General features: G+C 42.2%; 23 protein-coding genes and 2 tRNA genes. 20 read left to right on the top strand and 5 right to left on the bottom strand.

What is annotated here, in order from left to right; translation table 11 throughout:
• Nucleotide 1: 1 nt before the first annotated feature.
• A complete protein-coding gene (locus SNE_RS03465; RefSeq protein WP_013942942.1) occupies nucleotides 2-388 on the bottom strand; it encodes a hypothetical protein in 387 nt (128 codons plus the stop codon).
• 78 nt (nucleotides 389-466) lie between these two features.
• Between SNE_RS03465 and SNE_RS03460 the strand changes: the two genes are divergently transcribed.
• The 6 genes from SNE_RS03460 (at nucleotide 467) to SNE_RS03435 (ending at nucleotide 4,253) form a co-directional block, all read left to right on the top strand.
• A tRNA-Val gene (locus SNE_RS03460) sits at nucleotides 467-539 on the top strand.
• Between the two features lie 17 nt (nucleotides 540-556).
• Nucleotides 557-630 (top strand) — tRNA-Asp (locus tag SNE_RS03455).
• A gap of 83 nt (nucleotides 631-713) precedes the next feature.
• Nucleotides 714-1,271, top strand: coding sequence for an MFS transporter (locus tag SNE_RS03450; RefSeq protein WP_041418745.1), 558 nt, complete (start codon nucleotides 714-716; stop codon nucleotides 1,269-1,271).
• 64 nt (nucleotides 1,272-1,335) lie between these two features.
• Entirely contained in the window at nucleotides 1,336-2,220 is an 885-nt protein-coding gene (locus SNE_RS03445) for an IS5 family transposase (RefSeq protein WP_013944429.1), read from the top strand.
• A 36-nt stretch (nucleotides 2,221-2,256) separates the two neighbouring features.
• Nucleotides 2,257-3,273 carry an MFS transporter gene (locus SNE_RS03440; RefSeq protein WP_013942940.1) on the top strand — a complete coding sequence of 339 codons (1,017 nt, stop codon included), beginning with the start codon at nucleotides 2,257-2,259 and terminating at the stop codon, nucleotides 3,271-3,273.
• Between the two features lie 59 nt (nucleotides 3,274-3,332).
• Nucleotides 3,333-4,253 (top strand): YitT family protein, encoded by a 921-nt coding sequence (locus SNE_RS03435; protein WP_013942939.1) that lies wholly within the window; start codon nucleotides 3,333-3,335, stop codon nucleotides 4,251-4,253.
• 54 nt (nucleotides 4,254-4,307) lie between these two features.
• Here SNE_RS03435 and SNE_RS03430 read toward each other — a convergent pair whose 3' ends face one another.
• The 3 genes from SNE_RS03430 to SNE_RS03420 form a co-directional block, all read right to left on the bottom strand.
• Nucleotides 4,308-4,688 carry a hypothetical protein gene (locus tag SNE_RS03430; protein WP_013942938.1) on the bottom strand — a complete coding sequence of 127 codons (381 nt, stop codon included), beginning with the start codon at nucleotides 4,686-4,688 and terminating at the stop codon, nucleotides 4,308-4,310.
• Nucleotides 4,689-4,823: 135 nt separating this feature from the next.
• Nucleotides 4,824-5,246 (bottom strand): hypothetical protein, encoded by a 423-nt coding sequence (locus SNE_RS03425; protein ID WP_013942937.1) that lies wholly within the window; start codon nucleotides 5,244-5,246, stop codon nucleotides 4,824-4,826.
• A gap of 3 nt (nucleotides 5,247-5,249) precedes the next feature.
• Nucleotides 5,250-6,767: a hypothetical protein gene (locus SNE_RS03420; RefSeq protein ID WP_013942936.1), complete on the bottom strand. Its 1,518-nt coding sequence runs from the start codon at nucleotides 6,765-6,767 to the stop codon at nucleotides 5,250-5,252.
• A gap of 153 nt (nucleotides 6,768-6,920) precedes the next feature.
• Here SNE_RS03420 and SNE_RS03415 point away from each other — a divergent pair, with 153 nt between their 5' ends.
• Nucleotides 6,921-8,342 carry an MFS transporter gene (locus SNE_RS03415; RefSeq protein WP_013942935.1) on the top strand — a complete coding sequence of 474 codons (1,422 nt, stop codon included), beginning with the start codon at nucleotides 6,921-6,923 and terminating at the stop codon, nucleotides 8,340-8,342.
• A gap of 56 nt (nucleotides 8,343-8,398) precedes the next feature.
• Complete coding sequence (locus SNE_RS03410) at nucleotides 8,399-8,800, top strand: hypothetical protein (RefSeq protein WP_013942934.1); 402 nt, start codon at nucleotides 8,399-8,401, stop codon at nucleotides 8,798-8,800.
• A gap of 27 nt (nucleotides 8,801-8,827) precedes the next feature.
• On the opposite strand, the gene SNE_RS03405 is transcribed toward SNE_RS03410, so the two are convergent.
• Nucleotides 8,828-10,738, bottom strand: coding sequence for a hypothetical protein (locus SNE_RS03405; protein WP_041418743.1), 1,911 nt, complete (start codon nucleotides 10,736-10,738; stop codon nucleotides 8,828-8,830).
• Between the two features lie 172 nt (nucleotides 10,739-10,910).
• Here SNE_RS03405 and nadC point away from each other — a divergent pair, with 172 nt between their 5' ends.
• The 12 genes from nadC to SNE_RS03345 all read left to right on the top strand — a co-directional run bounded on the left by nadC (nucleotide 10,911) and on the right by SNE_RS03345 (nucleotide 22,065).
• A complete protein-coding gene (gene nadC, locus SNE_RS03400) occupies nucleotides 10,911-11,756 on the top strand; it encodes a carboxylating nicotinate-nucleotide diphosphorylase (RefSeq protein ID WP_013942932.1) in 846 nt (281 codons plus the stop codon).
• Between the two features lie 23 nt (nucleotides 11,757-11,779).
• The gene (gene groL / locus SNE_RS03395) at nucleotides 11,780-13,381 is read left to right on the top strand and encodes a chaperonin GroEL (RefSeq protein WP_013942931.1); all 1,602 of its coding nucleotides are present in this window, start codon (nucleotides 11,780-11,782) and stop codon (nucleotides 13,379-13,381) included.
• Nucleotides 13,382-13,383: 2 nt separating this feature from the next.
• A complete protein-coding gene (locus SNE_RS12150; protein WP_013942930.1) occupies nucleotides 13,384-14,325 on the top strand; it encodes a glycosyltransferase family 9 protein in 942 nt (313 codons plus the stop codon).
• Nucleotides 14,322-15,281, top strand: coding sequence for a glycosyltransferase family 9 protein (locus SNE_RS03385; RefSeq protein WP_013942929.1), 960 nt, complete (start codon nucleotides 14,322-14,324; stop codon nucleotides 15,279-15,281). Before SNE_RS12150 ends, SNE_RS03385 begins: the two co-directional genes overlap by 4 nt.
• Nucleotides 15,278-15,937, top strand: a complete 660-nt coding sequence (locus SNE_RS03380) for a DUF2490 domain-containing protein (protein ID WP_013942928.1) — start codon at nucleotides 15,278-15,280, stop codon at nucleotides 15,935-15,937. Before SNE_RS03385 ends, SNE_RS03380 begins: the two co-directional genes overlap by 4 nt.
• Before the next feature lie 176 nt (nucleotides 15,938-16,113).
• The gene (locus tag SNE_RS03375; RefSeq protein ID WP_013942927.1) at nucleotides 16,114-16,773 is read left to right on the top strand and encodes a DUF2490 domain-containing protein; all 660 of its coding nucleotides are present in this window, start codon (nucleotides 16,114-16,116) and stop codon (nucleotides 16,771-16,773) included.
• A gap of 150 nt (nucleotides 16,774-16,923) precedes the next feature.
• Entirely contained in the window at nucleotides 16,924-17,550 is a 627-nt protein-coding gene (locus SNE_RS03370) for a hypothetical protein (protein WP_013942926.1), read from the top strand.
• Between the two features lie 308 nt (nucleotides 17,551-17,858).
• The gene (locus SNE_RS03365; RefSeq protein ID WP_013942925.1) at nucleotides 17,859-18,194 is read left to right on the top strand and encodes a hypothetical protein; all 336 of its coding nucleotides are present in this window, start codon (nucleotides 17,859-17,861) and stop codon (nucleotides 18,192-18,194) included.
• A gap of 64 nt (nucleotides 18,195-18,258) precedes the next feature.
• On the top strand, nucleotides 18,259-19,128 hold the full coding sequence (locus SNE_RS03360; RefSeq protein ID WP_013942924.1) for a metallophosphoesterase family protein: 870 nt from the start codon (nucleotides 18,259-18,261) through the stop codon (nucleotides 19,126-19,128).
• Complete coding sequence (locus tag SNE_RS03355; protein WP_013942923.1) at nucleotides 19,121-19,546, top strand: YkgJ family cysteine cluster protein; 426 nt, start codon at nucleotides 19,121-19,123, stop codon at nucleotides 19,544-19,546. Before SNE_RS03360 ends, SNE_RS03355 begins: the two co-directional genes overlap by 8 nt.
• Nucleotides 19,547-19,573: 27 nt before the next feature.
• Nucleotides 19,574-21,319: a phospho-sugar mutase gene (locus SNE_RS03350; protein ID WP_013942922.1), complete on the top strand. Its 1,746-nt coding sequence runs from the start codon at nucleotides 19,574-19,576 to the stop codon at nucleotides 21,317-21,319.
• Nucleotides 21,316-22,065 (top strand): SDR family NAD(P)-dependent oxidoreductase, encoded by a 750-nt coding sequence (locus tag SNE_RS03345; protein WP_013942921.1) that lies wholly within the window; start codon nucleotides 21,316-21,318, stop codon nucleotides 22,063-22,065. The genes SNE_RS03350 and SNE_RS03345 overlap by 4 nt, the downstream gene beginning before the upstream one ends.
• Nucleotides 22,066-22,370: the final 305 nt, after the last annotated feature.

The raw sequence follows: 22,370 nt of genomic DNA, 5'->3' as shown, positions 1-22,370 counted from the left end.
CTCACTTTTTCCTTCTTTGATCATAGGCATCAAGGGTTAGAAGAGCTTCTCGCTCAAACCGCTCAAATATAACGCGCCCACCCTCGATTGTGTAAATTCTTTTCATTTCTTGCATCAAGTCATCGCTATCTGTGTGGTCTTCCTCATCTGGAATCACAGCGCCTCTTTCTTGAAGCTTTTTGAGCCGGATCATGAGATCCACAAGAATTTGAACTTTGCGGCTGATTTTCTCCTCTTTATCAAGGAGATCCTCTCGAGTCTGAATCTCTTTGAGATCTGCTGTCAAAGATTTGATGACCCCTTTAGCTTCCCTTCTGCAGTCTGTAACTGTCGAGGGGCTGCACCCGATCGAGATGAAAAACAAAAAAAGAAATATGCTTTTTTTCATACGTTCATTGTACCTAAAAGAGAAAATATTCTTGAGGAAAATTCTTTTCCCTATTAGAGTAATTAGTCTATTCTGGGAGGGCGTATAGCTCAGCTGGTAGAGCACCTGTCTTACACACAGGCGGTCATAGGTTCGAATCCTGTTGCGCCCATTAAAAAAGCTAGTTGTGCGGGAGTAGTTCAACTGGTTAGATCGCCAGCCTGTCACGCTGGAAGTTGCGGGTTCAAGTCCCGTCTCCCGCGAAGCTTTTTAAAGCCGCCATTTGGCGGCTTTTTTTTATTCTGTACTTATGGTACAGGGTAAAAGAAAAATTGAAGTTGTGCTTATGTCAAACGCGAGAAGATGGTGGGCCTTAATCGGCCTCGGTTTAGCTAGCTCTTTTGTTTTCACAGAGCTTGTGATGGTTGCAGTCATTCTTGGTACGATCCAAGTTTATTTCGAAGCTTCTTATATTCAGCTTCAATGGATTGTAAATATCTACGTATTGACAACGTCGGTGTTCATGATGACTATGGGGCGTTTTGGGGATATGTTTGGAAACCGAACAATGGCACTCCTTGGAATGGTCGGTTTTGGTATCAGCTCCTTTTTTGCTGGAATTTCCCCACATCCTGAATGGATGATTGTCTCACGTGCATTCCAAGGATTCTTTGGAGCACTCATCATTCCTTGTACTCTTGCCCTTGTGAATAATATTTTTCCCGATGAACAAAAAGGACGGGTCATCGGTGTGTGGAATGCACTCGCCATGTTAGGAATTGCCATTGCCCCTGTTTTAGCAACTGCTCTACATGAAATTGGATCTTGGCGCTGGATTTTTTTCATCCACGTCCCTTTCATGCTCATTTGGACTGTGTTGAAAAAATCAGAAGAGAAGTCTTGATAAAAATTTCTTAAAAAAGAGAAGCTCCTTATGGTTTAAGTCACTAAACATAAAGGAGCTTCAGATGCGTAAACGCAATTGGCACAAGTATAATCGAGACTTAGTAAAAAGAGGAAGTATAACTTTTTTCATCGATCCAAATGCGTTAACTGAAAAGCCAGAGGAAAACAAACGAGGTCGACCTCGTTTGTTTTCCCTTCCACTCATCTATCTCCTTCTTGTCTTAAAGATACAATATCGCCTTACCTATAGAACTCTCGAGGGTTTTGCCAAATCGATCCTTCCACATATAGAACCTGATATTTTTCTTCCGACCTACTCTCTGATCTGCAAAAGAGCTTCCCACATGGAAGCTCTTTTGCCCAAGCTCTCTTCTAGAAGACCTAAAGTGGTGCTGTTAGATACTACAGGGATCAAAGTCTATGGGGAGGGAGAATGGAAAGTGAAAATGCATGGAGCCTCAAAGAGGAGAAAATGGGTTAAATTGCACATCGCTATTGATGAAAACACTCAAGAAATTATCCACTTTGAAATCACAAAAGGGCATGAAGCTGACTGCAAAATAGGCCCGAAAATCATAGAGAAGCTCCCTAAACCCGTTGAGACCGTCATAGCAGATGGAGGATACGACACAAAAAGATGCAGGGAGGCCATCAATCAAATAGGAGCGAAAGACCTTATTCCGCCTAGAAAAAACAGCCTATTATCTCCTTTTATGACAAGAAGGAACAACGCCTTACGCGAAATAAAAGGACTGGGAGGAGATCAGCTAGCGCGAGAAATCTGGGGAAAACTGACAAGATACTCAAGAAGGGCATTAGCAGAGACAAGCTTCTCAAGATTAAAGCGACTGTATGGGGAAAGGTTTTTCTCAAAGAAAATAGAAACTCAAAAAATCGAAGGTCATATTAAATGCAAAATGCTGAATCAAATGCTTCTGATAACTTAATACGATTGATGATGAGGGGGGGGGAGTCTACGAAAATTGATTTTTTCAACACAGTCGCTCATTTGCTTAATCATCCTTGTCTTCACCATTAGAGAGGAACTTCCAAGACAAGAAAAACAACAAATTGATTGGTGGGGATTTCTCTTTTTAACTATCGGAACAAGTACAATTGTCACAGCTGTTACCCAAGGCTTTATTTGGGGATGGACATCTCCATCAACCTTGCTTTTGCTCGTCCTCGGATCTATTTCGATTGTTCTCTGGATCATGACCGAAATGACCCAAAAAAATCCGATCGTGAATTTTGCCTGGTTCGCTAATAAAACCTTCGCAAGTTGTGTTTCTATTGCAATCATAGCAACTAGCTGCGGGATCGTTTTGCTTTTTTTACTTCCTCTCTATTTACACAATGTTCTGAAGTTTAACTTTGTGCAAGTTGGTCTTTATCTATTCGCGATGACACTTCCAGCTGCAATCTTTGCCCCTCTTGGGGGAATTTTGACAGACAAAGGAGGTCATCGTTTACCAATTTATATTGGAGCAGTCACCATGATTGTCTCTATCTTCCTTTTCACCTATTTCTCAATGGAAACTCCCCCTTGGTTTTTTCTCCTAGCATTCATTCTTTTTGGAACCTCTTGGGGATTAACTATGGGACCAGTTAAAGCAGGAGTTTTGAGCTCTCTTCCCCACCGAATGGCAGGAACGGGAACGGGAACTCTTCTTAGTTTCGAACATCTTGGTGCAGCTATTTTCCTCGCAGTCATGGGAACCATCTTTCGACGCTCCGAATATCTCTTTTTACGAGAGAATCTCGCGCAAGAAAATATCCATTTATCTCATCCAGACTCCTTATATATTCAATCTCTTATCTCCCATCCACTTAAAATCAAAGAAGAGCTGCAGCATTTGGGACCTAAGCTCAAAGAAACGATCATTCCTATTTTCAAAGGTGCTTTTGTGCATGGTTTTCAAAGTGTAAGCTGGATCCTATTTGCAATTTCCATTTTTGGAATTCTCCTTTTTGCAATTCTTAAACAAAGAAAAACTTAAACCCTTTACTTTCTGTGTTAAGTTTGCTACACTTTTAAGAACTTATAAGAGATGACATCATGGCTCTAGGTCAAGTATCACGTACTCCCAAACAAATGGTTCTTTCCTACTTTTGGACGGCAGTTGGAGCATTTTTAGCAGCTCTTGCTATCCGCATTTTCCTTTTCCCAAATGACTTGATTGACGGAGGCATTATCGGTATCGCGATGATCTTATCGCGCATCACCTCAAAATACCTCTTTCCCATATACTTTATTGTCTTAACTCTCCCCTTCATTTACCTCTCATACAAATACATCAGGCGCACTTTTTTCATTCAGATGATCATTGCCGTGTTGCTCTTTGCAGTCTCTCTTAGCATTTTGACAAAAGTCCCCCCTTTCGAAGCGGACATTCTAGAAGTGATTTTTATTGGCGGCGCTATCTTAGGCATTGGAGCCGGTTTGATTATTCGGAATGGAGGCTGTCTAGATGGAACAGAAATTTTAGCCATCATTATCAATCGCCAAAAAGGATTTACAGTTGGCCAAGTTGTTCTATTCATCAACATCTTCATCTTTGCCGCATACGGATGGATCTTTCTCGATTGGCATATTGCGTTTCGCTCTCTTTTGACCTACGTTGTCGCCTTCAAAATGATGGACATTGTCATCGTTGGTCTAGATGAGCTTAAGTCGGTCATCATCATGACCAAGAAGCCAAAAGAAATGAGTGAGAAAATCATGCATGAACTCGGCCTCGGGCTAACAGTGATGTATGGCCGTGGGGGTTATTCTGGTGATGCACGCGAAATTCTCTTTGTGATCGTCGAGCGTCTCGATCTTTCTGACCTCAAAGAAATCATCTTAAGAGAGGATCCCACAGCCTTTATGGCGATTGAAAATCTCCATGAGGTTGTGTATGGGAAACAAGCCAAAATTCCGGTCAAAAAGCGAGCTCGCGCGAAAAAAGAAAAGCGCCATCAAGCCATGATTAGCTAAAGCATTCTTGATTGGGATAGAATTTATAGATATTTATTGTAATCTTCGAAATTTTTATTTATTTTCCCAGTAGACTTTCTCAGCTTCTATTTGAATTTCACTCACTTCCTGTGTGAAAAAATCTATTGATGGATCTCGCCATTCGATAAGTAGTAAAATTCTTTTATTTTTGATTTCAAATTCAAGAATCTCACCATCTTGATATCGCTTTTTTAAAGTCTCCTTCAGGATATGATCGTTTTCTTTGATAAGCTTAACATGGATTAAACATAGACAGCCAGTTAGCCTATTTGACTTTGACAGTATTTCTGGTTCTTTTATTTCATGAGGATTGATTTCGGCACTTTCAAGAATAAGAAATATATTATTTTCTTTGCTCCAAATATCCCTTAGAGATCCATCATGAAAAAATGCGGTATAGTCAGCAATATCCATTTCGTGTTTTGTTTTGAACTTAGGAAAATAGATTCTCTATAGGATCTAATTTTCCTTTGTGGATGATATTTCTCACGTAGTCATCATGGGGGTGTCCACTACATTCGATAGGATTATACTTTAACATGAAAAAAGTTAATCATTAACGTTAGGGCCGAATTTATAACCCTCTGCCCAAGACATATTTTCCCAATAAATTTCATCTGTTTCGATTTCAATTCTACTAACGTCATTGGTTTTAGACTTAGGAGGAAAGGTACTCCATTCAATAAGTAAAAATATTTCATTTGGGTACACTTCAAAATCTAAAATCTCACCGTCATCATAGAATTTATGAAAAACGCCTGTGTAGATCTTACGATTCAACTTTATTGATTTAACATTCTTTAGATGTAACTTTCCGAATAAGGTATTTGATTTTGATAAGATTTTTACATCTTCAATTTCATTAGGATCAATTTCAGCGCTCTCTAAAGTCAGAGTAATACCCTTATCTTCAATATCGATAGCGAGAAGAGATCCATCATGGAAAAACGCAGTATAATCAGCAATATTCAATATTTACTCCTTACTTTCTGTTGAATACAGATGAGAATCAGGGCTTCCTTTTGCAACAGGATTGCCGTTTGCATCTAAATATTTATCGTGGTTGCCAGTCATATTGGGATTAATCCGATGCCAATGTGACCGCCCTTTGTGACCTGGCTCGCCAGGTTTTCCTTCATCGAAATGCAGTCTTTCCCCTGTTTTCTGATTTTCAAATGCTCTATGTCCACTCCCTAAAGCTTCTGGATGTGTGGTTTCTATCCAGCTAGTATCTATTAATAAATCATCTGGGTTATTAGGGAGCCTTGGATCGATATAGCGATTACTAATTGGCGAATCAGCATTTGTTAAGGCACTGCCAGCAACAGCTGTCCCAATCCCTGTTGTAGTTCTTGCTCCTAAGCCAAGAACCTTAGAAACTAAAGCTCCTATTTTAGAAACTGCCTTACTAGAACCATTGGGGATAATAAATTCAGCGGCTTTTAACTCAGGGTCTTGCTTAACCTCTTCTAAAACAACTATCACCAACTTTAACGAGTCCCGAAGTTGTTCAACCGCAAAAGCTCTTGCAATTTCTTTAGCAGCTTCGTCTGTATTATTAAAAAGCTCGAGATTGGTTGATTCTAGTATTTCCTCTTTAACACACTCTAATTCTTCAGCAAGTCCTTCAAAATCTAAAGCCAACTCTTGGACAGCAGCCTCAAGATTTTGGTCTGAGTATTGAAAGTCTTCAAAAGGAAGGATCGCGATCGATTCAGATAGAGGCACAGGATGTGGTGGTAAAAATTCTGGTGAATCACCACGAAAATGCACTTCACCAGGCTTATTGATACGCAGTGAGGGAGAATCACCTTCCGTAGCCACCCCAACCAGAGCTCCTCCGACAGCAACACCAGCGCCCGCTCCTCCTCCCATAGTGAGCGCTATAACTGTAGCACCTATGGCAACAGCACTAACAGCTATTATCGGAGCCTTATTCTTATCTACCCAGTGAGTAAAGTGATGCCATTTCCTCTCAACCCAGCTTTTCTTCTTTTTCTTGCATAAGAGGAATTCAGGGTTTTCATCACCAACAGCTGGAGCAAATTCCCAATGGAAATCTTGGTTCAACAAGAGTTGACATTCTTCCTCATCATCTTTATCCCCATACATAAGCTCAAGTAGTTCTGCAATTTCGTGTTCATATTTTTCGGCTAAATCTATTCGATTCTTAGGTACACTAAAACGCATGTTAAAAATCACAAAATCTATCAAGCGCTCAGCTTCTTCATCACAAAGACTTTCTAGGAAATCAACATTTGTCAGAAGATCAACGAAAGCAAAAACATCATCAACATAACTATCAAGATGAGTCAAAATAGTTCGAGGACTAAAATAGCCCCATGGATTAATTAACCCATTTTCATCTCGAGGAATGAATAGCTCTTGGCCTTTTTCAATGTGGCAAGGGTTGGGTTCAAAGGCAGAGGAAGGAACGGGACCTAATAAAAAAGTTGGGAAACAAAAAAACAAGAGAACGCGAAAAACTTTCACTTTGAATCTCCATTCCTACCTGACAAGAATGAACAATTTATCAAGAAATTTTCGCAAAGCAAAGACTTTTCTTGATCACTCTTAATCAACTGCCACATATCAAATAAGTCAGTTGGTTTAAAAAAGACATGCAGCATATAGCCATGCTCGGTTATGCTTTATTCAAAAATCCAAAATTGGAACTTGCCACTCGTAGATATGAAAGCCCGAGCAGGTAGAAGCCCTTCATTTACAAAACTCCTAAGTATCATCGGAATTTGTTCTGGCTGCGTCATGATGGGCCTCGTCTTCACCATGGTAAATGCGACCATTCCTGTCATCCAACAAGCTCTCGGAGTTCCGCTTCATCAAATGCAATGGATGATGATGGTTTTTGGCCTGATCAATTGCGCTTTCCTTGTAACAAGTGGAAGACTCGCAGATATGCTCGGAAGAAAAAAAGTCTTTTTGGTCGGACTAACCTCTTCAGGAATTGGCATGCTGATCGGAGGCTTAAGCCATAGCGGGATTGGGCTCATCACAAGTATGAGTTTTGCCGGGCTCGGAAATGCGATTCTACTCCCTGTTTCGCAAGCCATGCTTGTTTCTGAATTCCCCGAAGCCCAAAAGAGTCATGCCGTAGGTATTTGGGCTGCTGCAATCGCCTGCGCGATGGCACTTGGCCCTCTTGTAGGTGGCATCATCTCTATAGAATTTGGCTGGCGGTGGGTTTTTTGGTCTGTCATTCCCGTGTTTATCATTAGCTTAATTCTCATTGCATTGTTTTCTAAAGATAGTAAAAACACCGTTGACCCACCTGTTGGAGATTACAAAGGGATGTTTTTTCTTGGAATCGGACTGACAACCTCTGTCCTTGCAGCCACTGAATCCAACCGTTTCCCATGGGTTGTAACCGCTCTCTTATCACTCATTGCCGTTTTGGCTTTTCTTGCTTTATGGAAAAATAGTAAAACAATCACCCACCCCATCTTACTGCCACAACTCATACGAAATCGGACTTTTCTCTCCGCTTCTGTAGGAAGTGCATGTTTAGTTTTTTACATTTGGGCCACTTTCTTTTTACTTCCTATCTATCTTCAAGAAGTGCGCCAACTTTCTTCTTTGGGTTCAGGCCTCATCATGCTAGCAATTACGATTCCGGTTGTCATTCTCTCACCTATTGTTGGCAAACGCTACCAAGCCCATAATGCCTGGATCTTTGCCCTTGCAGGGTTCATTTGTCTTCTAGTTTCTTCAACTGTGCAAGGCACCTTAGATGAATCCTCTCAGATTTTCTTGATCGTACTCACACTTCTCATTTTTGGAGTGGGGTATGKTCTGATTTTCGGTCCCACTGCCACAGCTGCCATTTCAACTGTTCCTCCTCATAAAGCGGGAATTGCTTCTGGATCTTTTGTCACCGTCCAAGAAATTGGAGGAACTCTTGGCCTTGCCCTTGTTGTCACAACCGTTCGCCTTCATACTCCTCTCATGCATGGTCTACAAAAAGGAGATTATGTTCTGATTGGAATTAGTCTCATAGGCTGTATCGCTTGCCTGTTTTTAAAGCCTCGGGCAGCAAAGCGCTCTAGATAAAATAGGGTGGTTGGCTTATAATTTGACCTCTTAGCTTAGGATAAAACAGTGGACAAATGAAAAAACTTGCGACAATACTTACGCTTTTTTCTATCTTCGCTCTCTTTGGGCATTGGTTAAAACCCTTTTTTTCTTCCAGTTGGAAAAATGATGCCTTCGGGGCGATCACACCCATATATATGCTTCTCTTTTTGGGAATTGTAACCAATATTTTTGCCCTTTTACCTAAGATCAAAGACAGGACTCGGGTCATTTTACAAGGGCTCTTCATCCTCTCATGCATTCTTTGTTATTTTCACGAAGGGCTCGCTCTTTTTTTACGAATTCTTCCCCTAGATCCTTTTCTCTTCCTGGTTCTTATAGCTTTTGAGCCAATCACGCCCAATATCCTTTTTCTTGTACTTGCCCTCATTGCGGCTTTCAAAAATCAAAAACCTACTGCCGCTCCCGTGAATTAAAAAGGCCCCAAAGTTGGGGCCCAAGTTTTATWTCGTATTCCAGATGTACGCTTCATAAGTCCCGTCAGGGTTGAACGGGTTATAATTGTAGTGCAGCATCAGCGACCACGAAGTCGAGGTCGTGCTTGGCAATGGGTTGGAATACCATCCAAATGGAATGAAGTATCTCTTACTTGCATAGACAAATGCGAGCTTATCTGGCGAGATCGGAATCAAGGTGTCATAGTTAACTGGACGCGATGTTGAATAAGCATCTGTTCCTGAATAGCTATCATTCCGAAGCGTGAGCAAAGCCGTAACCATACTATCGTGATCGGCTTGAAGTGCCGCTACGTATCCCTTAGCATCAGTTTGTTGAGTGGGAGAGTAATCGCTCGAAGTTTCTGCTTCAGTGTACTGGGTGATAAGCACACGTACCATGTTGATCGCTCCAGCTGTCCATTCAGCTGAAATGATTCCTTCTTGATAGTTACCATTCTCTCCATTATGGTCTTGGTCAGAGTATCCGACGCCCCAAATCTGTTTGTTGGGACCGTAAAATCCTCCCCAACTCTTCACATTTTGCCAAATTTTGTAAGCTGTCCCAAAACCAAACCACTTATCAACGAGAGGTTGCCCTAAAACAGAAATTCCCCAAGTGTTCACATCGACGGCTTTCGGTTCAACTGTTGGGACCCATGTTGAAGGCTGATTCGGATCATCGGCAAACCCACCTTGATAAAAGATGCCATTCGTTGCATCCCAAGCATGATTTTTCATGTATCCTAAAATCCCACCGGTTCCATCAGATCCATAAATGAGCGTTTGAATGGTCTGCAGCGCTTCACTAATCTGCTCTTTTTGAGCAGCTGTTAAGTAAGTTTCATATTGCAACTCATCTTGGAGCACCTTTTGTAAAGCAAGTAAGCCTCCTAACGTTGAAGCATTATTTTCTGTTGAAACTTGATAATCAACTGTTTGGTCACCTGTATTACCAAGTGATCCTTTAACTGCATACCAAATGGCTCCTGTAGAAGGAGATTGCATATAAGTGTAAGTTTCAAGAAGTGGCAAGGCATTTTGAACAGCAACAGATGAAAACGGAACATAGCTCATCCCATATGCTTTTTGCTTGAGCATTTCTGTATGCATAGGTCCAACAAAAAACGCCCAAGAGTTTTCACCCGTGATTGGCTTCCAATCCATCCATGAACAAACACCAGCCTTATAAACTGGGTTGCCTTGGGGAAGGTTCGTTGCTGTAACATACGACATGTAAATGGTGTCCATGAAAGGGTCCGTTGAAAGCCAATTTTGTGTTACCATCCTGAAAAAATATGCTTTCTCAAGATCGGTACAAGGATGGCCATAATAGTCAAACTGTCCGCTAGTTGTCGTCGCACGATTTGCACCACTTTGTGCTGGCGGAGTTTGATTTCCGTCGTAACCAAATTTAAGAAGAAGGTTTTGGTTATTTGCCAAATCAAATAAAGATTGATTCCGGTCGGGATTGGGGACACCTGCTTGAGCAGCAAGAGCCATAGCAATTTGCCAACATGCTGCATCGTAAATATCTGCTCCATTATAGACATTCAAACGTTCTACTTGGAGCTGAGCCCCAATTGAGTTTGGATTTTGAGGTGTTAAAGTATAATTTTGTGAATTGTACGCATCTACAACATCCAAAGGATCTCCTTGTGGATTAGTCACAGTGGTAGGGATATACGCTCCCCAATAGTCAATCGTGCTGTAATAACTTAAAGGCAATCGAACCCCATCGAGTTGATCTGTCTTTCCTAAATAAGTTACACCGATGCCATTGGTTTCATCTAAATTTCCACTAGCAGCCAAAAAATTCACAACCTTATTGACCTCATCATCAGTTTGAAAAGGAGCAAATGTCGTTGCAACTAATTGACTCAMAGCAATAAATGGCGTTRTCAGTAGCATTTTTTTCATCGCGTTCTCCATTGGTAGTTTTGGAAAATTAAACTTGAAAGATAGAAGGGTTCAKATTTTTTATTAACAAAAATTTTAAAAATTTATGCTCTTAGATCTTGGCAGTCTAAACTTSCGTTTGCTRAATTTCTMCTTGCCTAAAACCCATTTTTCACATACATTTTTAAGTGATATGGATGCAAAACTACAACAAGAAATCACCCGCAATATCGAACTTGCCCTTCTTGAAGATCAGGTCGATAATGACATCACCTCACATGCATGCTTTGCTCCCTCATGCACGGGAATTGCAAAACTCATTTTGAAAGAGGATGCTATCATTGCAGGTTTGATTTTTCTTCCTTTGATTTGTGAAGCAGTCGATCCAAAAGTTGAAGTGAAACTGCACAAAGAAGAGGGGAAGATAGGAAATAAAGGCGATCTCTTGGCCACGGCTAAGGGCCCCGTCAGATCCCTACTCGCATTGGAACGAACTGCCATCAACTTCATTCAGCATGCGACAAGTATTGCAACGCAAACTAGCCGCTATGTGCAGGAAGTTAAAGGAAAATGTGACATTTTAGACACGCGCAAAACCTTGCCTGGCCACCGTTTTTTACAAAAGTATGCAGTCCGTATAGGGGGTGGGAAGAACCATCGACTTCATTTGGGAGATCAGATTCTCATCAAAGATAACCACCTCTCGCAGCTTGGAAATGAAACAGCCTATCCTATCAAGGAAAGTCTCCATCGCGCTCGAGCTCATGCCCCCAATAAAAAAATTCAGATTGAAGTCGATAGCCTAAGCGGATTAAAATGCGCTTTAGAATTTAAACCTGATGCCATTTTGCTCGATAACATGAGTCCCGAGGAGATAAAGCAAGCTGTCGAACTATGCCCTGAAGGGATCTATTTAGAAGCCTCAGGTGGAATAAATTTAACAACAATTCGCTCATACGCAGAAACCGGCATCCACGGAATTTCGATTGGACGACTAACCCATTCAATTGATGCCATCGATATGAGCTTTAAAATTTAGACACAACATCAAGGAGAAACAACATGACTTCGACACCCAAAGAGCTGATTTTCGAAGAAGAAGCACGCGCAAAGTTGAAAGAAGGAATTGACAAGCTTGCTGATACAGTCGGCGTTACGCTTGGACCCAAAGGAAAGAATGTAGGACTCGAGTCCAGCTGGGGTGCTCCAACCATCACAAACGATGGGAACAGCATCGTCAAAGACATTGAACTGAAAGACCCTTATGCCAACATGGGTGTTTCGATGGGAAAAGAAGTTGCACGTAAAATCAAAGACAAGTCGGGCGATGGAACCACAACTGGAATCATTCTTTTGCGCGCACTTGTCAAAGATGGGGTCCGTAATATCGCATCAGGTGCTAGCCCGATCAACGTGAAACGTGGAATGGAAAAAGCTGTAAATCGCGTTCTAGAGGAGCTCGATGCGCTTGCCACACCCGTCGAAAAAGCTGAAGCTATTGAAAATATCGCCACAGTTTCTGCTTCTGGAAATAGAGAAATCGGAAAAGTGATTTATGAAGCCATTGACAAAGTAGGTAAGTCAGGTGTGATCACAATAGAAGAAGGAAAAGGAACCACAACGACGATTGAAATGGTTGAAGGGATGCAATTTGACCGCGGCTACACCAGTCCCTATTTCTGCACTAATGCAGAAAACATGCTGGTTGAAATGGATCAAGCGCACCTTCTCATCACTGATAAGAAAATTTCAGCCATCCAAGAAATCCTCCCTCTGCTTCAAGCTGTGGCTGCATCAGGCCAATCCCTTCTCATTATCGCTGAAGACATCGAAGGAGACGCTCTTTCAACGCTTGTCGTGAATAAACTTCGTGGCACGTTAAAAATTGCAGCTGTAAAAGCACCTGGATTTGGCGATCGTCGCAAAGCGATACTTGAAGACATTGCAGTGCTGACTGGTGCCACAGTTGTATCAGAAGATAAAGGAATGCACCTTAAAGATGCGACCTTGGAAGTCCTTGGAAAAGCAGAAAAAATTGAGATCAGCAAGGATTCGACAACCATTGTCGGTGGGATGGGTCAAAGAGAAGATATCGATGCACGGCTTAAGCAAATCGATGCAGAAATTGAAAATGCCTCTTCCGATTACGACCGAGAAAAACTTGAAGAACGTAAAGCTAAACTTCAAGGTGGCGTTGCCGTCATTCGTGTTGGCGCTCCAACAGAACCTGAGATGAAGCAAAAGAAACAGGCATTCGAAGATAGCTTGAATTCAACCCGTGCGGCTCAAGAAAGTGGCTTCGTTCCAGGAGGAGGAGTAGCCCTTTTGCGCGCAAGTGCAAAACTTCGCGATATGAAACTCGATGCCGAAGAACAAGTTGGCGCTGCAATCGTCATGCACGCTTGTTCTGCTCCCTTTAAACAAATCGTCGAGAATTGTGGAAAGGACAGCTCAATTTATCTTGAAGAAGTCCTTAGCAAAAAAAATAACATCGGATTCAATGCCATAACCGAAGAAGTCGAAGACCTCATCAAAGCTCAAGTCATTGATCCCACCAAAGTGGTTAAAAATGCCTTGAAGTTTGCCGCTTCAACAGCTGGTGTGATCCTCCTCTCGGAAGCACTCATCATTGATGCTCCTGATGACGATGAAGAATCGGCTTAAATATGAAATCCGTTGCGATTATTTGCGCTCAAGGTTTGGGCGACGGTCTTCTCATGATGATTGTCGCCCATCAGCTCAAAAAAGCTGGATGTAATCCCACAGTTTTTCACAACCATGTTGAGGAACTTTCTGCTCTTTTTAGCGACATTCCCATTCTTCCTCATCCTCCACTCGATCAATTGGAACAAGTGATCGCTTCTTTTGACCAAGTCGTGATTGAAAATGATCATTCGGAGCGAGCTTACCATCTGTCTCGTCTTCGTAAAAAAAGAAAGCATGAAAGCATCCTCTTTTTTTTCCCAACCCCCTCTCCTCTCTTTCAAAAAGGGGACTTTGTCTTTGACTCCCGACTTCCCGTTGCCTCAAACTTGAAACTGGGATGCCAAAAAAGTTTCAACATTAAATTAGCAACTAAAGAAAATGGAATTCAAATCCCCAAAGGAAAAATCCATCGCCGCTTTCCCAAACGGATCGTGATCCACCCAACCAGTAACGATCCTAAAAGAAACTGGTCCTCCGCTCAGTTTCTCTCGCTGGCACGCTCACTCCAAAAAGATGGATTCACTGTCAGCTTTTCTGTGAGTCCCAATGAGCGAAAGGATTGGCTTCATGTCCTCGGAGAAGGGTTCGAACTTCCCATTTTCACAAATCTAGCGGAGGTTGCTGCCTACCTCTATGAATCGGGTTTTTTGATCGGGAATGATTCTGGGATCGGTCACTTAGCTTCAAATCTCTCGATTCCAACTCTCACAATTTCGGGCAATCCCAAGCGGGTCCGCTTATGGCGACCAGACTGGCATGTGGGAGATGTTGTGACTCTTCAGTTTCCTCTTCCAAACTTCAAAGGGATTAACTGCCGCATTCGGGAAAATTTTTGGCAGCACTTTATTTCCGTCCCGCGTACACTAAGGGCCTTTCGAAAGCTAAAAAAATCGGTTGAATGAAAGCTGCAGTCATTTGTTCCCAAGGTATCGGAGATGGGCTCCTAATGATGGTTGCCTCTCACCGTCTCTTTTCAAGAGGCTACAGGGTGACGACCTACCAAAACGCCCTTCACCAACTCAGCAAATGGTTTCCCGACCACCAGTTTAAAAAGCGGTCTTCCCTTGAAGACCTTGACAAACTGAATCAGCTTCTAAGCCCCTACGATCTCATCATTCTCCAAAACGACAATAGCCCCCTCTCCAAAAGTATCATCGAACTCTACAAACAAGGGAAACTCCATAATCTCAGCGTTTTTTACTCGAGTTATGAAAAAGGAAAACATGCCCCCTTAACTTCTTGGGACCGGATTTTTGATCGGTCTCGTCCCATGGTTGATAACATTGCCGAAGCAGTTGCATCTGTTCTCCAATGCACTCAAATCTCAAAAAATAATGGTCTTGTCATACCAGCAGGACTGGAAAAGGGGCAATATACCAAGCGGGTTCTCATTCATCCCACAAGTACCACCCTCTATGGCACATGGGATTCCTACAAATTTATCGAAGTAGCAAATCTCCTCGCCTACAAAGGGTACGAAGTTGTCTTTTGTGTTAGCCCTCAAGAAAGACCGGAGTGGGTTCCTCTCGTCGAAGGAAGCTTTCAACTCCCTATTTTTCCAACGTTGAGTGAACTCGCAGCTTATGTTTATGAATCGAGCTTTTTAATTGGAAACGATTCTGGCCCCGGACACCTCGCCTCAAATCTACACATCCCCACCCTCATCATCGCTTCTTGCCGCAAACGAATGGCCTTATGGCGTCCCGGCTGGTTTGCAGGAAAAGTCCTCACCCCCTCTCGCTTCATTCCTAACTTTAAAGGATCTCGCCTGCGCGAAAAAAAATGGAAAGTCTTCATTTCTCCAAAGCGGGTCTTACGCACGTTTCAATTCATGCAAATGAGGAAACGTTATAAGTGAAAAAATGGCTTCTCCTCCTCCTAGTCTTTCCTTTGACGCTCTTTGCAAAACTATTTGAAGATGGAGATTTCCAAATCTGGAATACTGATGCGATCAGCATCCGACTCTCTCCTAGAAGTTCCTTTTATGGAGATATCGAATTCCGCTATGGTGACGATGTTCACAAACTCTATTACAAACACATTCACCTTCAATTAGATTGGACTCTGAATCGTTATTTCTCAATCGCCCCTGGGTTTCGTTTCACTTGGCTCCGTCTCAACGATAAATGGGTCAAAGAAAACGACCCTCTCATCATATTCACCCTCTATTTAGTGAACTCACGTAGCTTAGTCGTATCAAATCGGTGTTGGTTTCAATACCGAAACCTCCCAAAAGAACTCGGTGGGAAACACCGCATACTCTATAGAAATCGATTTCAAATGCTCTTTCCTTGGAAAATGGGAAGCAGTCAGATCAATCCTTACATCTCTGACGAGATTTTTGTTCAAAAAGATTGGGGTTTTTTCGAAAACCGTGCAATCATCGGTGCCTTAATTCCACGAAGCGAGCGGGCCTATTTTGACTTCTATTACATGTATCTTTCCACTAAGGATCATGAGCGAAAGTGGGTTCAAAGTAATGTGTTTGGCGCGGGGGTGCAGTTTTATTTCTAGCGACTGGAGATATATTCAAACAACTTCAAAAATTGGTTTTGAAGAGCGCGCAAGCTTTCAGAATTCGTCGATTTTAAGTGACCTAATATTAGGAATATAAGGCCACTTAAAATCGACTAATTACAGTGCTTTGGCGCAGCCGAAAATCCAATTTTTGAAGTTATTTGAGTATAGTATTGAAAAAGAAGTTCCTTATATTTTTTCTTTTTCCGATTTCCCTCTTTGCAACCGTTGGGGAGAATGGAGATTTCCAGATTTGGAATGAAAATATCGTTCATTTCAAAATCGATCCAAGAGTCACTCTCGCTGTGAGCAATGAATACCGGTGGGGAGACAATGGTCGAAAGCTTTTTTACAAACACCTGCAACCGACGCTTGCATGTGAAATCAACTCTTACATCACCCTCAAACCAGGCTACAGGACGATCTGGTTAAGAGCTTCTAAGGGGTGGGCTATCTTCTACGACCCTTTTTTTGAATGCATCTTGCATTTGCTTCAAAGTCAACATGTTGAAATTTCAAATCGGAACCGGATTACATACTCAATTACCCCCAACAAACTTGGAGGCAAAAATGCCTGGCAATACCGTAATCGCATCCACATCTACATCCCTATAAAAGTTAGAAGCTACAGGTTTAAACTGATGCTTGGGGATGAAGTTTTCTTTCGTGAAGGACGAGGCTTTTCCCAAAACCGAGCGATCGCAGGGTTTGTTTTCCCCCGTAGTGAACGAGCCGATTTTGAGTTTTTCTATGTCTATCGCAATCTTAAAACCCGTGCACATCAATGGATTTATCACAATGTGCTCAGGCTCTCAGCCAATTTCTATTTTTAACTATACTCAAACAACTTCAAAAATTGGTTTTTGGGCAACGCGAAAGCAATTTTTGAAGTTGTTTGAGTATAAACTCTGAGTGAAATAAACACAGAGCTCAGATTTTTAGATTTGTTGCATTATTCCCCTACATCGATTAGATCGTAAAGTATGACAAGTGAGATGTTGCTTCTCTTGAAAGGGCTTATTACCGGCTTTTTCTACACCTTTATTTCTATCAATGCGATGCTTCTGATCGCCTACTACGTCGTGAAAGAAGATACCAAAAGCGGCATCGTTGGAGCCCTTGGTGTGATCGTCGTACAAGCCATTTGGGCGTCAATTGCAGTGCTTTTACTCCACTTTTCCTATCATGGATTTGGTAAAGATCCTAAAATCTATGCCTTAATTGGTTCGATCATTTTATTCATCATGGCCATCAAGGTCTATCGCTCACGAGGACGATATGGGAAAGAGCCTAGACTTAGAACCCGTCCTATCGCCATTTTTTCTTCCACTTTCTTTTTAGCCCTTGCCATCCCGATGCGTATTTTTGGATATGGGGCGATCCTCCTTGCACTCGATATTCACCCATCAGCTCCCAAGCTTGCAGAGTCAATTTTTCCCATAGTAGGAATTCTTCTTGGAACATCTCTTTTCTGGTGGATTTTTATTTTTGCGGCCCACCACTCGAAAAAAATCATTCCCCTCAAAACATTGCAACACTTTCACCAGTTTGCGGCATTTTTACTCGTTGCCTTTTCAATCGTTGGCCTTCTCCAAATCTACTTTTCATAAGCTTCTAATGGCCTGAATTCTGGGTTTACTTTTCTCGTTATCAGAAGAGGATTCTCATAGATTCTCAGCATTTTGGCGATGGGAAGGAACAAACGGTCCTTTTCGAGACAAAAAGGCTAGAATAATAAACTTTCAAAAAAAACTCTTTGTAAATTCATTTAAAAATTGGGATTGCAACTCCCAAAAATTAGCCAAATATTGGGATTAACACTCCAAATATTTGAGTGATTATGAAAAATCTGACTCATTGCAAGAAAAAATTTAAGTGATTAGACTAAGGGAAACCTCTTAATACTAGGTGGGCATATATGAAACCGCAACGTGCTAAGCGTGAACAAAAAAAAGCCATTCGTAAAGCTCAAAAAGAAGAGACTTACGCAACAGAAGAGAGCGAAATTTCAGAAAAGCAAAAAAAGACTTACGTGGCCTCTCCACGCAGAGTCAAAATTGCAAAAGCTCGGGCTGCATCTAAACACAAAAGCCATATGACCTCTCCATCTGAGGTTGATTGGGAAACAGAGCCTGAAAGCATCCACAAGGAAGGTGAGCACTGGATACGCACTGTTCAAAAACAAACTTTAGACGCTGCGGGCCGTTTGCAAAAGAAACTGCAAAAATTTAATTTCCTAAAACGTAAAAAGTAGCGTGGAACTTTTCTTTCAAAAAGTGTAAAATCGTTGCAAATAACCCATCTTAGGACGGCAACTTTTGCGGATTGCACACATATCAGATCTTCACTTTTCTAAGATCTCTAAGGGAATCACTCAATTCTTTTCCAAAGCTTGGATTGGAAATCTCAACCTCCTTTTTAATCGTGGCTATAACTTTTCTCCAGAGCGCCCTTACGCCCTGATCGAACCTCTCAAGCAAGGAAAAGTGACCGATATCATCGTTTCAGGTGATTTAACAACAACCTCTTCCCCTACAGAATTCCAACTCGCCGAACAATTCATCGATAAGCTCAAAGAGGAAGGCTTTCAGGTTTACCTGATTCCAGGGAACCACGACCACTACACTAAAAGGGCTCATCGACGCCAACGATTTTACAAACACTTCCCCTCAAAGCACAGCTCCGATTTGCCGTATAACTTAGCAGACCATGGAGTGACGGCCAAAAAGCTCACGCTGGGCTGGTGGCTTGTTCTGATGGATACGACGCTGGCAACGCCTCTCAAGTCTTCAAACGGCTACTTCTCAGAGAAAACTGAAGCTTCTCTTAAAAAACTGCTTCAAGACATCCCCCCTCAAGATAAAGTTCTTCTCGTCAATCACTTCCCTTTCTTTCAACACGATAAACCAAACAGATGGCTCAAACGGGGAACCGTTTTAGAAGAACTCTTACAAAATCAGCCCAAAGTGCAACTCTTTCTCCACGGGCACACTCATCGTCGCTGCGTTGCCGATTTAAGGGAAAATGGCCTGCCCATCATTCTTGATAGTGGATCAACAGCTTATTGCAATGGATCTTGGAACCTCCTTGACATTGAAAAAGACGCATGTAAACTACAAGTCTTTTCCTGGGAAGACGCCAATTGGTCTCACCTCGAAACGCACAATTTTAGGTGGAAAAGTGAGTGACCTTTCACTTCTTGATGATATTTGGTATAAAGATGGACTTCGTTTCAAGTGCACGAGTTGTGGTGCATGCTGCACAGGCGCACCAGGTTATGTTTGGTTAGAAAAAAAAGACATTGAACGTCTTGCTAAACGACTCAATTTGCCACAAGATGTTTTTCTCAAAAGATACACTCGCCAAGTAGGCAGCCGGATTTCTCTCACAGAAGACCCCCTTTCTTATGACTGCGTTTTTCTAAAAGATAAAAAAATCTGCACCCTTTATGAAGACCGTCCAAAACAGTGCAAAACGTTTCCTTTTTGGAAAGACGTTCTTGAATCTCCTGAAGCTTGGGAAGAAACAAAAGAGCGGTGTGAAGGAATCGATCATCCCGACGCTCCCTGCATTCCATTAGAAGAGATTCAAAATCAACTTGATTAAGTTTTTTCTTCTTGCTAATTTGAACTTATGAATCTACCACCAGAAGTTCAAAAGCGGACTCAGCAGTGGCTTAAGCCCCCGTTTGACGACGAAACAAGACATCAAGTCCAAAACCTTCTTGATCACGATCCAGAAGCGCTCATCGATCTTTTCTACACGACAATTTCATTTGGAACTGGTGGGATGCGTGGCGTGATGGGAATCGGCACCAACCGGATGAATCCCTACACCATCCGCGCAGCCACACAAGGACTTGCTAATTACATTCTCAAGCAAAGAGAAAAAGACACTCCTCGCGTTTTTATTGGTTACGATTGCCGAAAAAACTCACGCAAGTTTGCTGAAGAAACAGCCCGCGTTTTAGCTGCCAACGGCATTGAAGCCCATATCACAAAAGAGCTCCGCCCCACACCATATGTTTCCTTTGGTTGTCGCCACCTCAATTGCATTGCAGCTGTGATGATCACCGCTTCTCACAACCCCCCTGAATATAATGGCTACAAAGTCTATTGGAGTGATGGTGCTCAAGTCGTTCCCCCCCACGATACGGGAATCATCGAAGAAGTCAAAAAAGTAGATCGGCAAGAAGACGTTAAAATCGTCCCCTTTCATCATCCTCTCATTCATGAAGTAGAGCAAGACGTAGACGAAGCATACTATGAGGCCTTAACACCTCTTCAAAACTTTCCCAATGACAACGAGCAATCCGGCTCGCAACTTAAACTCGTCTACTCGAGCCTCCATGGTACCGGAATCACCTTGATGCCTGAAGCTCTGAAACGGTGGGGCTTTACCGATGTTTCGTATGTTGAAAAGCAAACCACCCCCGACGGCTCTTTTCCAACAGCCCACTCTCCTAACCCAGAACAAGCAGAAGCTCTCTACCTTGGCATCGAGCAACTTTTGCGTGAACAGCGCGACCTCTTCATCGCGACAGATCCTGATGCCGATCGGATGGGAGTTGTGGTGAATCACCATGGAGAAGCTGTGATCCTCAATGGGAATCAAGTGGCAGCCCTTTGCCTCTATTACCTCTGCTCAACAAAGAGTAAACTGGGAACTCTGCCTGAAAACGGCGCTGCTGTCACAACAATTGTCACAACCGATCTCTTTCCTCTTATTGCGTCTGCCTTCAACTTGAGCTGCTTTCAAGTCCTCACAGGTTTTAAATACATTGGAGAAAAAATTCACGAATGGGAAAACGGCCTATTTTCCTTTCTTTTTGGTGCCGAAGAATCCCTTGGCTACCTTTACGGAACCCATTCTCGCGATAAAGATGCAATGATTGCTGCATGCCTTCTATCTGAAATTGCCCTTCAAGAAAAAAAGAGAAACAAAACACTCGTTGACTATCTTCATGCAATCTATCGCCAGTTTGGCCTCTTCCGAGAAAAACAACTTTCCGTCTCCTTTGGTACGGGGAGAGAAGGGGCTGAAAAAATGAAACACCTTATGAGTGTCTTAAGAGGAGCTCCTCCAAGAGAAATTTGCGGACAGCAAATCGTCACTTATGAAGATTATCAAACAGGGATCAAGACACACGTTCATTCAGGAAAAAAAGAAAAGCTCATCCTCCCTAAATCGAACGTTTTGGTCTTCATCTTAGAAGATGAAAGTAAGTTCATCATCCGCCCTTCTGGAACAGAACCAAAGATTAAAATCTATGGCATGGTCCATCAAAAACTCAAAGGAGATATTGATGAAGGGATGCATGCTTGCGACAGGCGCCTCGATAAAATCCTCAAAACACTCAAAGAAAATCACCTTTCATGAAACGGGCGCTCATCACAGGAGCCACCTCTGACCTAGGTCAAGCTCTCGCAAATGCGTTAGCAACTGAAGGGTACACCCTTTTTCTCACAGCACCTGATCCCGAAAAACTCGAAAAACTAAAGCGACTTGGCCATTGCCTTGCTGCAGATCTTACCTCAGAAAGGGAGCGAGAAAAGGTCATCCAATGGATGAAAAAGCATCCTCCTACCCTTCTCATTAACAATGCAGGTGCTGGTTTGTATGGTCCTGCTTTGGAATTCGAGACAAACGAGCAGCTTTCTCTTCTCAAACTGAATGCAGAAGCGACTCTCGCACTCTGCTTAGAAGGGGCTCGGTGTATGAAGCGCCCAGGAACCATTCTCAATATCAGTTCAGCAGCAGCATGGATGCCCTATCCCTACTTTAGTGTCTATAGCGCATCGAAACGGTTCTTGCTTGATTTCTCTCAAGCTTTTGATGCCGAAATCCGCCAAACAGGGCTCCGCGTTCTTTGCGCTTGCCCTGGTCAAATCGCCACCTCTTTTCGAATCAAAGCCTCTAAAGGGCGCTTTCAAGACAAGACCCCATTAACTCTACCTATAGAAAAGGTTGTACACAGCCTACTCAAACAGATCGAGAAAAAAAAGCGGGTTCAAGTGATTGATTGGAGGTATCAGATCCTTCTGACCCTCATGAAGTGGTTGCCCTCTAGAGTTCAAAGCTCAATTCTGCAAAAAACCCTATCTAAAAGATTCTTATCTAACTAATTATTAATTGATTACACAAATAACTGAAAATCAGTTTATTATAATTAAATATATAAATATTAAATTATTTATTAATTAATAATAAATAATTTGTTATAATTGTTATTAGCTTTCAAAAATTAATGAAAGCATTGGGACAAGGATAGGAAGGAAAGAAAAGGTGGAGTTACTCCATCTCTGGGAAGATATTTTTTCTCTTAACTGTGCATTCGCACGTTCATTTCTCCCTTATTCCACGCTTAAATAACTAATTACAAAATAATTAAATGAAAGCTTAGTGGGAAGAAAAGAAACGGGAAGTAGAG

Origin of the sequence: Simkania negevensis Z (assembly GCF_000237205.1) — a bacterium.
Classification (GTDB): Bacteria; Chlamydiota; Chlamydiia; order Chlamydiales; family Simkaniaceae; genus Simkania; species Simkania negevensis.
Note: the sequence above shows the minus strand (reverse complement) of the source record. Positions and strands in the feature narration are given on the sequence as shown.

Coding starts and splice junctions, on each gene's coding strand:
- SNE_RS03350 (WP_013942922.1), top strand. CDS start 19,574: ATGAATCTACCACCAGAAGTTCAAAAGCGGACTCAGCAGTGGCTTAAG.
- SNE_RS03370 (WP_013942926.1), top strand. CDS start 16,924: ATGACAAGTGAGATGTTGCTTCTCTTGAAAGGGCTTATTACCGGCTTT.
- SNE_RS03430 (WP_013942938.1), bottom strand. CDS start 4,688: ATGGATATTGCTGACTATACCGCATTTTTTCATGATGGATCTCTAAGG.
- nadC (WP_013942932.1), top strand. CDS start 10,911: ATGGATGCAAAACTACAACAAGAAATCACCCGCAATATCGAACTTGCC.
- SNE_RS03445 (WP_013944429.1), top strand. CDS start 1,336: ATGCGTAAACGCAATTGGCACAAGTATAATCGAGACTTAGTAAAAAGA.
- SNE_RS03385 (WP_013942929.1), top strand. CDS start 14,322: ATGAAAGCTGCAGTCATTTGTTCCCAAGGTATCGGAGATGGGCTCCTA.
- SNE_RS03345 (WP_013942921.1), top strand. CDS start 21,316: ATGAAACGGGCGCTCATCACAGGAGCCACCTCTGACCTAGGTCAAGCT.
- SNE_RS03450 (WP_041418745.1), top strand. CDS start 714: ATGTCAAACGCGAGAAGATGGTGGGCCTTAATCGGCCTCGGTTTAGCT.
- SNE_RS12150 (WP_013942930.1), top strand. CDS start 13,384: ATGAAATCCGTTGCGATTATTTGCGCTCAAGGTTTGGGCGACGGTCTT.
- SNE_RS03435 (WP_013942939.1), top strand. CDS start 3,333: ATGGCTCTAGGTCAAGTATCACGTACTCCCAAACAAATGGTTCTTTCC.
- SNE_RS03465 (WP_013942942.1), bottom strand. CDS start 388: ATGAAAAAAAGCATATTTCTTTTTTTGTTTTTCATCTCGATCGGGTGC.
- SNE_RS03365 (WP_013942925.1), top strand. CDS start 17,859: ATGAAACCGCAACGTGCTAAGCGTGAACAAAAAAAAGCCATTCGTAAA.
- groL (WP_013942931.1), top strand. CDS start 11,780: ATGACTTCGACACCCAAAGAGCTGATTTTCGAAGAAGAAGCACGCGCA.
- SNE_RS03410 (WP_013942934.1), top strand. CDS start 8,399: ATGAAAAAACTTGCGACAATACTTACGCTTTTTTCTATCTTCGCTCTC.